Here is an 11905-nt window from a genome sequence, read left to right as displayed (position 1 = left end):
TATAGTATCTACATTATTTGAGGTGATACGTAAATATGAAAAAACTATTGTATATTTTAAGCGTATTTGTTTTATGTGTATCTATTCAACATGTTGTACATTCCCAATCAGATGCACCAAGCTTATCTTCGGATTGTCTCGAAGAAAGAAAAACTCGAGATGAAAAGTATGTCAAGAATATAATGAAGGACATTCAATCCACGTTTAATTTAAATTTTGATGAAAATAGCTTTTGGGAAGTAAGTAAAAAAGATTTAGAAGCTGCACACTTCATGTATGGTGGCCGGGTTGATGATACTTATTATAATTCGTTAACTAAAGTTTTTGAAAGTGGTGGATATAGAGGAGAGCCTAGCTTATTTGTGAGGGCGCAAGAAGCATTTGTACTTTATAAAGAAATAGACGATACAAATGTAATAAAACATCTTGAACTTGAAAAAGGGGAATGGGTTGTTACCGAAACGAAAAAGAAGCAAGGGAAAATGGTGGAATACAAACCGTTACAATGTGAAAAGGATTATCTGAAAAAGAGAAATAAGTATCATAATATGAACTGATGTAACAAAATGCTAATTAACGTTGTTTTTATCAACAGATAGCTTGTTATCTATATAAAATAGGAAAAGGTAAGTAAACATAATCCTTTTGTAATATGTTTATTTACCTTTTTGAATGGGGTTAGTTGAAAACTATTTGCTGGCTAATGCAAAAATAATTTCCAACGAATCCTTCATCGTAAAAAGAGGAGTTTGTGTCAAAATATTTATACATTGCTGAAACATCTATGTATATTTTATTCTACAGTATTAATAAAAGAATGTTGGCTATTCATAAGAAATAGCATTGGCACAGTTTTTGCTTGTATTAAATTTAAGGAAGGGGAATTGTATGTAAGGAATCTGTATTCGTAATAGTATAAAACAAGCTACTATTGCATCATTGATCATACTTGTATTTATAGCGGAACTGTAAATACATACAAATAAGTATGTTCTGATTTTAAAATTCAGAATTTTCTTTAAAATTATAAGGGGGCAATGGTATGGTTAAATATTCGAAAATTTCTAAGTTGATTCTTGGTGTTGGACTAGTGACAATATCATGCAATGGTTTACAAATTCAAGCAGAGACAAAAGAAAAAAATGTGAAGAACGTATTACAAATGGAGCCGGTAGGAATACAAAAATCCGTTGATGAGTTGGCGCACTCTTCAGCAGTACAAGAAAATGCATCTTTTACAAAACGGTTAAAGTTATCGGATTTATCGCAGCGTCCGCTAGCACCAAACGAGGATGTTAAACCGTTAGCTGAAGAAAAAAAGTATTCGATGGCTGAGTTAAATCAATTAAGTAACAAACAATTAACTGATCTTCTTGTGACAATTAATTGGTATCAAATTCCGGAATTATTTCAGTTTAATAGTGATAGTCTCAAATTCTATCAAGATGATAGCCGAATGCAAGCGATTATTAATAAACTAGCAGAACAAGGACAAGCTTATACGAAAGATGATTCAAAAGGGATTGAAACATTAGTAGAAGCTCTACGTGCAGCATTTTATTTAGGTTTTTACCATGATGAATTAAGCAAACTAAATGAGCGTAGCTACCATGATAAATGTTTACCGGCTTTAAAAACAATTGCAAAAAATCCGAATTTCAAACTTGGTACATCAGAACAAAATAAAGTTATTTCATCATATGGAAAATTAATTGGAAATGCATCGGCTGATGTTGAAACGGTTTTATATGCAGGTGAAATTTTTAAACAATATAACGATAATCTTGCAACTTTCATTGAAGACCGAACGAAAGGAGACGCTATTTATGAGTTGATGAAGGGAATTGACTTTGATATTCAGACGGATATGTACACGACTGAAAAAGAGCCAAAAGATACGATGTGGTATCGAAATATTGATAACTTTATTAATGAAGTAAGTCGTTTCGCACTAATTGGTACTGTAACAAATAAAAACGGATGGTTAATTAATAACGGAATTTACTATGCTGGTCGATTAGGAAAGCTTCATAGTACGCCAACAAAAGGACAACAAGTTGTTACAGATGCAATGCGAATTTATCCATTTTTAGGAGAGCAATATTTTGTTGCAGCAGAACAAATTACTACAAATTATGGAGGATTAGATGCGAACGGAAAAACTGTGAATTTAGATCAAATTCGAGAAGAGGGTAAAAAGAAATATTTACCGAAAACGTATACGTTTGATGATGGAGCAATTGTCTTTAAAGCTGGGGATAAAGTTAGTGAAGAGAAAATTAAGCGTCTATACTGGGCGGCAAAAGAAGTTCGTTCTCAATTTTATCGTACAGTTGGTAGTGATAAACCACTTGAAAGTGGACATGTTGATGACGTGTTAACAATGGTTATTTATAATAGTCCAGATGAATATCAATTTAACCGTCAATTGTATGGATATGAAACGAATAATGGTGGAATGTACATTGAAGGAACGGGAACTTTCTTTACATATGAACGTACACCACAGCAAAGTATTTATAGTTTGGAAGAATTGTTCCGCCATGAATTTACACACTACTTACAGGGAAGATACGAGGTTCAGGGATTATGGGGCCAAGGGGAAATGTATCAAAATGAACGTTTAACATGGTTTGAAGAAGGGAATGCAGAGTTCTTTGCAGGTGCAACGCGATTAGATAGTGTAGTACCGCGAAAAAGTATAATTGGTGGATTATCTAATGATCCTGCAAAACGTTACACAGCAGCACAAACATTAAATGCGAAATATGGAACGTTTGATTTTTATAACTATTCGTTTGCATTGCAATCATATATGTATAATAACCGTCCTGAAATGTTCGATAAAGTGCATGATTTAATTCGTGCTAATGATGTTTCAAGTTACGATGCATACCGTTCTACATTAAGCAAAGATAATAAATTAAATGAAGAATATCAATCTTATATGCAAACGCTTATTGATAATCGTGATAAGTATACAATTCCACAAGTATCAGATGATTACTTAGCGCAGCATGATCCAAAATCGCTTTCGGACGTTACTTCAGATATCACTAATGAAGCAAAGTTAAAAGATGTGAAAGTAACAAAGAATAAATCACAATTCTTTAATACATTTACACTACAGGGGACATATACTGGAAGTGCGGCAAAAGGAGAGATTGAGGATTGGAAAGTAATGAATCAAGCAACAAATGATATGTTGAAACGTCTTTCAGGAAAAGAGTGGACTGGATATAAAACATTGACTGCTTATTTTGTAAATTACCGTGTTAATAATGCTGGACAATTTGAATATGATGTTGTGTTTAGCGGAGTGAATACAGAAGAAGGTACGGCTGTAGAAAAAGAACCGAATAATTCATTTGAAACAGCGAATCCACTATCTTTGAACATTTTGTTAAGAGGAAACTTAAGCGATCAAGATCAGGGGGATAAATTTGTTATTGATGTAAAGGATCAAAAAGATTTACAGATTTCTGTTACGAACGAACAAAACCTTGGACTGAACTGGGTATTATATTCTGAATCAGATCTAAATAATTATGTAGCTTATGCAACAAAACGTGATGGAAACAAATTGCTTGGAAATTATAATGCGAAGCCAGGGAAATATTACTTAAGTGTATATAAGTATGGCGGTGGAACAGGGAATTATACAGTGCAAGTAAAATAATTTACTATAGTTTGTTTTGAAAGGCTACTTATTGCATTTTTTAGCTAAGTAAAGTAGTTAATGTTAAACATTAAACTACTTCAATATACCCCTGTTCTAATTATAGAACAGGGGTATATTGGCTTTATATTTTTAAATTAAATAACCTCATTGGATTTTGACAAGAAAATAATTAATATAGATTTGAATTCTCATTCGTAAAGCATGTTTTAATCTTCTTAATGCTCTTTCATTTTTGTCTCAATGCTTGTTTTCAAATCAGTTGATACTTGATCGAAATACCCCAAAACTATCTTCTTAATATCATTGGATATAACTTTCAAATCATTAGCTAAATTTTCAGCAAGATGTTCTTTTTCAATGTGTGATAACTTCGCATAAAATTCACCAGCCTGCCCAAAATCATCTTGCTTAGTTATAGAAGCTCTTTCAAGTTTCCCTTCGACATATCTTCCGTCACCGCTTGTAATTTGATTAGCAGGTGTCCAATCTTGCTGCTGGTTAATCGCTAATTTACGAAATTCTGGTCCAATTCTTCGTCTTTGAGAATCGCTATAAATATTAGCACGGCCCTGTAGCATTTTATCATCAGATAGTTCTGCTCCATCCAGTAAATTAGAAGGAGAGAAGGACACTTTTTCGACTTGTTCCATATAATTTTCAGGATTTTTATTTAATACCATTTTACCGACTGGTATAAGCGGATACGCCTTTTCGTCCCATACTTTTGTATCATCTAAAGGATCATAAGAAAGATGTGCTTCATCTTTTGGATCCATGAGCTGGACATATAAACCATATTCCACTGGTTTACCAGCCTCAATTGCATCGTATAAATCTTTCCCGCTATAATCAGGATTTTTGGCAGCTAGTTTATTTGCTTCCTCACTAGTAATGGATTGTACACCTTCAAATGGATACCAATGATACTTTACATACTTTCGATAACCTTGAGCATTTCTCCAAACATATGTATTTACACTATGTCCTGGGATGTGGCGAAGACTTTTTGCCGTACCAGCATCAGAGTATAAACGGACAACAAAATGAATGGATTCGGGTGCTCTAGCGACAAAACTCCAAAATCTATTAGGATCTAGTAAGTTATTTTTAGGTGAAGGCAATAACGCGTTAATAGTTTCAGGGAAACGCATCGGATCACGAACAGAAAAGACAGGAATGTGATTACATAAAAGGTCAAAAACGCCATCATTTGTATAAAATTTTGTAGCAAAACCGCGTACATTTCTAGAAGTATCAGGTGTTCCTTTCGTACTAACAGCTAATGAAAATCGTACCATAACAGGAACTTTCGCATTAGAATTTTGTAAAAAACTTAGTTTAGTATGTTCTGACATCGGATATATTGTTTGGAAATAACCGAATGCACCGTAACCTTTTACATGAACAGGTCTTTCTAAAATTTTTTCATGAATAAATTCTTGTAACGCCTCGTGCAGTACATTATCTTGCTTTAAAATAGGTCCACGTGAACCAACTGTTTGAGAGTGAAGTTTAGCTGGTTCATTAAGTTCTCGATTGCTATTTAAGTCTTCTCCTAATAAAGATTGCCTCTGTTTATCATGTTTTTCATTCATCGACATAGCCTCCAAAATTTTTTCGTTGATTGTTACTAAATATGATTCTTTAGCCTTGATTATGTATTACATACGAAGTTCAAATTAGTAACATACCGCTAGATGAAAAAAAGGCACATACAGTGGACCTGTTGAAATAGAAGAAATTATGGAAAAATGAATATCGGAAAGAGAAATAACACGTTTTGGTAAAAAGGTGGAAAACCCACTATTAAAATTTCAATCTTAAAAATTAATTGATAAATAACTTTATAGATAATGAACATTAAAAAATAGTAAAAATAAATAGGAGGAATTGAACATGTCGGATTGGTTTCAATTAGATAAAGAATATATGATGCCTACGTATTGTCGCACGGAGGTTGCAATAGAAAGAGGGGAAGGTTGTAAACTGTATGATGTGGAGGGTAAAGAGTATTTAGATATGTTTTCTGGTGTAGGGGTAAACGTATTAGGATACAATCATCCTAAAATTGTACAAACGACAATGGAGCAAGTTACGAAGTCGTTGCATCTGCCATTTCATTTTTTAAACCCAGTTGCGATTGAGTATGCAAAGAAATTAGTTGATTACTCTTTAAAAAATGGAAAAGTCTTTTTTACAAACTCTGGTACAGAAGCGACAGAAACAACGTTAAAATTAATAGATAAATATAGATCTATTACGAATGAAGAACGTGATGGAGTCGTTGTACTGAAAGGTAGTTTCCACGGACGAACATTAGGAGCTCTTCACTTTACAAGACAAGAAAGTATATATCAAAACTTCCCTAAAACATCTATTCCTGTATATGAAGTGGAGCGTGAAAATATAAAGGAATTAGAAGATACAATTGTTAATGAACATCCCATTGCAATTATGCTAGAGCCTGTTTTAGGAAGTGGTGGGATCTATCCTTTATCAAGTGAATATTTAGAAGGGATTCAGCTCCTGTGTGAAAAGTATAATGTACTCCTCATAGTCGATGAAGTACAAAGTGGTATGGGTAGAACTGGAAAACTATTTGCTTATCAAAATTTTAATATTACACCAGATATTATTCAAATTGGTAAAGGGGCAGGGGGCGGGATACCGCTTGGAGGAATCATTGTAGGTGAAAAGTTATGTGATGTATTTTCACCAGGAGATCACGGAACAACATTTGCTCATTCATCAATGGGAACAGCTTTAGGTTTAACGGTATTAACAACATTAATTGATGATGGTTTAATGCAAGAAGCTTATGAAACGTCACTATATTTAAATGATAAACTGCAAGAAATTCAGAAAAAAAATTCTTATTATATTCAGGAAGTACGTCATGCTGGGATGATGTTTGGAATTAGTATGAATGATACAAATGAAAACGTAAAGAAATTACAGCTAGAATTAATGGAGAAAGGGATGTTAGTCGATGTTACACAAGGGAATATCATCCGTTTACTTCCACCGTATATAATTACGAAAGAGGAAATTGATGCATTTATTAATGAATTTATATTCGCTATTCATAGTGTGGCAGCTATAGCAAGTGTTTAAGAATTTTGATGAAAATACAAATATAAAAAGTACCTTATTTATAATTCGTACAGGAAGAAAATAGGGACAAAAAATAAATTTATATATTAAAATAAGAAGCTGACAAAGGCACTCATACAGCGCTTTTTCAGCTTTTTAAAATACTTAATTACTTAACCTAGAAAGAATCTAATTGGACAAATACTTAATTATGTGAAACAATAATAACAGATAAGGAGACGTTGCTTTTCCTTAAGTGCTTCGTATTGAATTTATTCTAGTAAGAGAAGGTGTGCTGAAAGAAGTTAAATTAAATAAGGGGCTGTTTGACTATATGCAACAAAATAATGATTTAAATTTTGAACCTCAAGACGTTAATATTGTCAATCCTAAACAAGCTAGGAAAGCAGTTGTTGCTACTGGCATTGGGAATGCAATGGAGTGGTTTGACTTCGGATTATATGCTTATTTAGCGGTTATTTTAAGTCAATTATTCTTCTCGGGTGTGAATGATAGTGGTTTGCAACTTGTACTTACATTTGGTACATTTGCGGCGGCCTTTCTCGTTCGACCAATTGGAGGTATTTTCTTTGGTAGAATAGGAGACAAGTATGGCCGAAAGATTGTTTTAAGTACAACTATTATTTTAATGGCACTTTCTACATTATTCATCGCATTACTACCAACCTATGAACAAATTGGTGTATGGGCACCAATACTACTTTTAGTTGCTCGAATGATTCAAGGCTTCTCTACAGGCGGCGAATATTCAGGAGCAATGGTTTATATCGCAGAATCTTCTCCAGATAAAAAGCGTGGTATACTCGGTAGTGGTCTTGAAATTGGAACACTCTCAGGTTACATTGCTGCCTCGGTAATTGTTACCATTTTAACGTTATTATTAACAGATGAGCAAATGCTCAGCTGGGGATGGCGTATTCCTTTCTTAATTGCTGCACCAATTGGTTTGGTCGGTTTATATTTACGACGTCATTTAGATGAATCTCCAATCTTTCAAGAGATGGAAAAAGCACAAGAGGAATCTGAAGACAACGAACAATTTTCATTTATGGATATATTAAAATATCACAAAAAAGACTTCTTATTAAGCACAGTAATTGTTGCCTTCTTTAACATTACAAACTATATGATCCTTTCGTATATTCCTTCTTATTTAACACAAGTACTAAAAGTCAAAGAAACAACGGGCTTATTAATTATTTCAATTACGATGGCACTTATGATTCCACTGGCACTTTATTTCGGTAAATTAAGTGATAAAGTAGGTAATAAACGCGTAGTACAAATTGGTTTACTTGGTTTAGCATTATGTTCAATTCCAGCATTTTTATTAATTGGTAACGGACATATTGTAGCCATGTTTGCGGGTATTTTCGTCTTAGGTTTCTTCCTTAGTGTTTATGAAGGAACATTGCCTTCGTTATTACCAGCACTCTTTTTCACCGATGTACGTTATCGTGCACTTTCTATCTCCTTTAATATTTCTGTATCCATATTCGGTGGTACAACGCCGCTTGTATGTTCATACTTAGTTCATGCGACTGGTAATCCACTGGCACCAGCATTTTATTTAACAGGTGTAAGTGTAATTGGATTAGTTGTATTTAGTGTACTGTTTGTTACAACATCAGGACGTGCATTAAAAGGATCTTATCCTACCGTAGAATCGAAGAAAGAAGCACATCAAATCGCTAAAGAGGATCCTGAAGAAACACTTTGGTGGCATGAAGAATCTTTAGAAATTGAAGCAGGGAAAAAAGCATAAATTTTGAAAAGCAACGTGGACTTTTATACAAAAAGACTCCTAGTTTAATAGGAGTCTTTTTGTATACATTATTTTCTCTTCTTCTTCAAACTCTTCTGATAAGTATAAAGCTTATGAACCTCTTCCTTAAATTCATGCAAAAGCACAGCATTTTCACTGTTTGAATAACGTACTGCATTATAAGCATCTATAATAATATGACTCTGAATATTTACCTCTTCTTCACGATTTATTCTTTCCAACCAAGCTTCAACAGTTTCTCCTCGTTCACGATTTAAAGGAGAGGATAGCTTACTCTCGAGTTTGAAAATTTCTTTTCGAATTTCGTTATGTGGTGGTTTATTTCGCTTCATGCGTTTTTGGCTAATTCCTTCTTTATCAGTAATGATTGTAGATTCGAAGACTGGCATGTTTGCTAAGCTTAAATATTTTCGTTTTTTTACTATTTTCCAAACGACGTAAATAGCGATGGCTGTACAGACTATTATTGTAACGCTATTTATGAGAGTTGGATCAAAAGTACGTTGCCCCAATTCCTCCTTAATTGTAGGATCTTTTAGATTCCCTTTATTCGACCAAAAATCATCTGTTTCTTTTAATGCAGCTGCCGAAAATAACGGATTGATAGCGTATCCGAATCCTAACGCAACTACTTGAACGATATAAGAAAAAATAAGACGAATATAAGGGAATACCGGAATAAGTAAAGCACTAATTGTTCCAATAGCAATAATAGAAGAAAAACGTAATAGCTGTTGATTACGATTTGAACCTGTTAACCAAAATGTAATCATGATGTGTAAAACTAATAGTAACAATTTCCATACTGGAGGAAACGGCGCATAAAATATAGCTGTAACGACAAACCATACAATACCGCCTAACGATTTTTGAACCGGATATCCAGGTCCGACCGCGTGTACGATAAAGAAGAAAAGTGGTAACATAATTGTGCCAAAAAGAGAAAAAGGTAGAATGAAAGAACAACCGACTATTTGAGCAACTAACAGTATTACAAATCCTGTTGTTTTTTTCTTCATTAATTTATGAATAAGAAGTACTCCTACATAACCGGTCGCTAAAAATATAGCAATACCAACTATTTCGTTTCTTTCCGTTAATAACGAAAGGAGGAGCAGCAGAATAAAGTCATTAACGTGATAGAGCCAAGTTTTCAACTGCTTCCACCATCCCTTCATTATTTATGAGAAATGTAGGTTGCGTTAGAAGAGGGAGCTCATTCTTCTGTATACCGATGTAAATCATCGTAGACGAGCGTTCTCTTTTTCTCGTTACATAGTGAAGAAATCCTTGTTTCGGAAGAAGCGTACTATCATCTGAAATACGTGCCAATTCCTCTAGTGCCTTCCCGTAATGCGCTTGTCCTTCGTTTAATGGTAAATGCAAAGGGCCACCTTCTGCTAATATACTAATAAATAACTCAAACGGAATTTGATGCTTCGTTGCGTATTGGCAAATGTATGTGGTAAATGAAATAAGGTCTTCTACATTCTCTTTCCAACCAAACCCACGATCAGCAGCTAAAGAAAGACAAATCGTCCAACTATAATTTTTTACAGGTTCATATTGCTTCGCTTGTAACGCCTGCATTTTAGCAGATGCTTTCCAATGAATAGAGCGGAAAGATTCACGTTCATATCGTTTAACACCGATAATGGATGTTTCATCATTGTAAAAAGAGAAATTCGTTCGATACGAACCTGTTAATAGTTGCTGAAGTTCTTGTAAACCGGCTACTTCTTTAGGAGTAGGGTATACAATAATTTCAGTCTTTAATTTATCGAAAACAGGTAAATGGACAGTTAATAAATGAAAAGGGTCTTTTAAAACACATTCAAATTGTTCAATTTGAAAGACACCACGCTTCGTTGCGGTTAATGTTAAATCCCATTTTTGTGCTGAATGAGCAGGTTGTGAAAATGGGAAAGAAAATAACGTTTTTGATATTTGTTCAATCCCTTGATCTTTATGCGGTATAAGGGACGAATTTAAATGAAAGTAACAAACACCGTTAACGAGTGGTATATTTGCCCCATTTTTTAAATGAATAAAAAACTGTCCGGATTCATCAGGGAAAAGCCGAGTTGTTTGTTTTTCATTTATAACTTGAAATCTTTTCTCTATGTAAGCGACATATTTATAAATGAAAATCGCAAATAAATAGTAGAAGAAAAAGAGAAACATAATAATTCGTTGCGGTAGAAAAAACGTAAATAGTAAAGCGATGGGCACAGTTAATTGAATAATGTGGATTTGAAAAAATAAAGGTACAGTTACAACGCGCTGTCCATTCATGCTTGCTCAATCTCCACGGGTACGTCAACTTCTTTTAAAATCCTTTGCATTAATTCGTTTTTTGTCGTACGTAATGCACCTTCCATTGATAAGACGATACGGTGATTCCAAACAGAAGGAACTAAAAATTGTATATCTTCAGGTGTACAATATTCTCTGCCGCGTAAAAAGGCTAATGCTTGAACAGCACGTACTAAAGCTAATGTAGCGCGTGGGCTTACACCATTGGCAATGTAATCATGATTTCTTGTAGCGTGAGCAAGTTTAATTATGTAATGTTCTAACGGTTCGGATACGAAAATGGCTTTTACTCGTTTCTGTGCTTCTAAAATTTCTTCTAAAGAGATGACAGATGTGACGCTTTCTAAAGGTGCATTGTTACGAAAACGACGCATCATTTTTAGCTCATCTTCAGGAGACGGATAACCAATTGAAATCGTCATTAAAAAGCGATCAAGCTGTGCATCTGGAAGAGGGAAAGTTCCTTGTGATTCAATCGGATTTTGCGTCGCAATAACAAAAAACGGTTTTGGAAGAGGAGTAGACTGTTTTTCAAGCGTTACTTGTCGTTCTTCCATCGCTTCTAACAAACTAGATTGTGTTCTCGGCATCGCGCGGTTAATTTCATCTGCAAGTAGTATATTTGTCATGACTGGTCCAAGTCTTAACTCGAATTCACTCGTTTTTGGATTGAAGTATTCAATACCTGTTACATCACTCGGAAGTACATCAGGGGTAAATTGAACGCGAGAAAAATTACCACCAATGCTTTTAGAAATTGTTTTTGCTAGTAATGTTTTCCCGGTGCCAGGAACGTCTTCAAGCAGTACATGTCCATCAGCAAGTAATGAAACGAGGAGTAAATCAATTACATTTTCCTTACCGACAAAAACAGACCCTATATTTTCTTTTAATTTATTTATCATATGTAACATTCCTTCCATAATAAAAGAGTTAGTATTTCTATATTTTAACAAATTATTCAGAAAATTGGTATGATTTTTTAATCCGAAGAAATGGATATTTAA

General features: G+C 34.0%; 8 protein-coding genes. 4 read left to right on the top strand and 4 right to left on the bottom strand.

Annotated elements, in window-relative coordinates:
* Positions 1-35: 35 nt before the first annotated feature.
* Both JTF23_RS20090 and colA read left to right on the top strand, forming a co-directional pair.
* The gene (locus tag JTF23_RS20090) at positions 36-557 is read left to right on the top strand and encodes a hypothetical protein (protein ID WP_204209471.1); all 522 of its coding nucleotides are present in this window, start codon (positions 36-38) and stop codon (positions 555-557) included.
* A 485-nt stretch (positions 558-1042) separates the two neighbouring features.
* On the top strand, positions 1043-3679 hold the full coding sequence (gene colA / locus JTF23_RS20085) for a collagenase (protein ID WP_204209470.1): 2637 nt from the start codon (positions 1043-1045) through the stop codon (positions 3677-3679).
* A gap of 218 nt (positions 3680-3897) precedes the next feature.
* Here colA and JTF23_RS20080 read toward each other — a convergent pair whose 3' ends face one another.
* Positions 3898-5277 carry a catalase gene (locus tag JTF23_RS20080; RefSeq protein ID WP_204209469.1) on the bottom strand — a complete coding sequence of 460 codons (1380 nt, stop codon included), beginning with the start codon at positions 5275-5277 and terminating at the stop codon, positions 3898-3900.
* 301 nt (positions 5278-5578) lie between these two features.
* On the opposite strand from JTF23_RS20080, the gene JTF23_RS20075 reads away from it, so the two are divergent.
* Together JTF23_RS20075 and JTF23_RS20070 are read left to right on the top strand one after the other, a co-directional pair.
* On the top strand, positions 5579-6796 hold the full coding sequence (locus JTF23_RS20075; RefSeq protein WP_204209468.1) for an aspartate aminotransferase family protein: 1218 nt from the start codon (positions 5579-5581) through the stop codon (positions 6794-6796).
* Positions 6797-7109: 313 nt separating this feature from the next.
* A complete protein-coding gene (locus JTF23_RS20070) occupies positions 7110-8561 on the top strand; it encodes an MFS transporter (protein WP_033718123.1) in 1452 nt (483 codons plus the stop codon).
* Positions 8562-8629: 68 nt separating this feature from the next.
* Here JTF23_RS20070 and JTF23_RS20065 read toward each other — a convergent pair whose 3' ends face one another.
* From JTF23_RS20065 to JTF23_RS20055, 3 genes are read right to left on the bottom strand one after another with little or no spacing between them, the layout of a single operon-like run.
* Positions 8630-9739, bottom strand: coding sequence for a DUF4018 domain-containing protein (locus JTF23_RS20065; RefSeq protein WP_204209467.1), 1110 nt, complete (start codon positions 9737-9739; stop codon positions 8630-8632).
* The gene (locus JTF23_RS20060) at positions 9714-10877 is read right to left on the bottom strand and encodes a DUF58 domain-containing protein (RefSeq protein WP_204209466.1); all 1164 of its coding nucleotides are present in this window, start codon (positions 10875-10877) and stop codon (positions 9714-9716) included. The genes JTF23_RS20065 and JTF23_RS20060 overlap by 26 nt, the downstream gene beginning before the upstream one ends.
* Positions 10874-11803, bottom strand: a complete 930-nt coding sequence (locus tag JTF23_RS20055; RefSeq protein WP_204209465.1) for an AAA family ATPase — start codon at positions 11801-11803, stop codon at positions 10874-10876. Before JTF23_RS20055 ends, JTF23_RS20060 begins: the two co-directional genes overlap by 4 nt.
* Positions 11804-11905 lie beyond the last annotated feature (102 nt).

It is taken from the genome of Bacillus sp. RIT 809, from assembly GCF_016892495.1.
GTDB lineage: Bacteria > Bacillota > Bacilli > Bacillales > Bacillaceae_G > Bacillus_A > Bacillus_A cereus_U.
This window is presented reverse-complemented; position numbering and strand designations above follow the sequence as displayed.

Excerpts from the sequence above, each read along its gene's own strand:
- JTF23_RS20060 (WP_204209466.1), bottom strand. The coding sequence starts at position 10,877 with ATGAATGGACAGCGCGTTGTAACTGTACCTTTATTTTTTCAAATCCAC.
- JTF23_RS20075 (WP_204209468.1), top strand. The coding sequence starts at position 5,579 with ATGTCGGATTGGTTTCAATTAGATAAAGAATATATGATGCCTACGTAT.
- JTF23_RS20090 (WP_204209471.1), top strand. The coding sequence starts at position 36 with ATGAAAAAACTATTGTATATTTTAAGCGTATTTGTTTTATGTGTATCT.
- JTF23_RS20070 (WP_033718123.1), top strand. The coding sequence starts at position 7,110 with ATGCAACAAAATAATGATTTAAATTTTGAACCTCAAGACGTTAATATT.
- colA (WP_204209470.1), top strand. The coding sequence starts at position 1,043 with ATGGTTAAATATTCGAAAATTTCTAAGTTGATTCTTGGTGTTGGACTA.
- JTF23_RS20080 (WP_204209469.1), bottom strand. The coding sequence starts at position 5,277 with ATGAATGAAAAACATGATAAACAGAGGCAATCTTTATTAGGAGAAGAC.
- JTF23_RS20055 (WP_204209465.1), bottom strand. The coding sequence starts at position 11,803 with ATGATAAATAAATTAAAAGAAAATATAGGGTCTGTTTTTGTCGGTAAG.